This is a genomic window from Ruminococcus sp. MCC718 (assembly GCF_018783905.1).
Lineage (GTDB): Bacteria > Bacillota > Clostridia > Lachnospirales > Lachnospiraceae > Hominisplanchenecus > Hominisplanchenecus faecis.
The window spans coordinates 1-449 of sequence record NZ_WQNP01000175.1 but is presented as its reverse complement, the minus strand read 5'-3'; the positions used below and the strand labels follow the sequence as shown (position 1 = coordinate 449).

The following is a 449-nucleotide window of genomic DNA, read 5'->3' as shown; positions in this document are numbered from 1 at the left end:
TCCCGACAATGAAGTCCTTAGATGGTGTAAATAAGAAAAATGATGTAAATAATACAGCTTCTGAAGCACCTGAAAAAAATGTAAAAACTGAGTCTGAAAAGATTGATTTTTCTAAAGTAAAGATTGAGCCTTTGTTTGAGGAAATGGTAGACTTTGATACATTCAGCAAGTCAGATTTCCGTGCAGTAAAGGTTAAAGAGTGTGTTGCAGTACCGAAGTCAAAGAAACTGTTACAGTTTACTCTTGATGACGGAACAGGCACAGACAGAACCATTTTAAGCGGTATTCATAGCTTTTATGAGCCGGAGGAACTGGTTGGAAAGACTCTTATCGCTATCACAAATCTTCCACCGAGAGCGATGATGGGCATTGACTCTTGCGGTATGCTCCTCAGTGCTATTCATGAAGAAGAAGGCGAAGAAAAGCTTCATCTTCTGATGGTAGATGAC

Annotated in this window: 1 pseudogene; it reads left to right on the top strand. The window is 39.4% G+C overall.

The annotated features are described in order from the left end of the window. Positions 1–449: pseudogene (locus tag GPK60_RS14525) on the top strand (lysine--tRNA ligase); the annotation flags it as partial.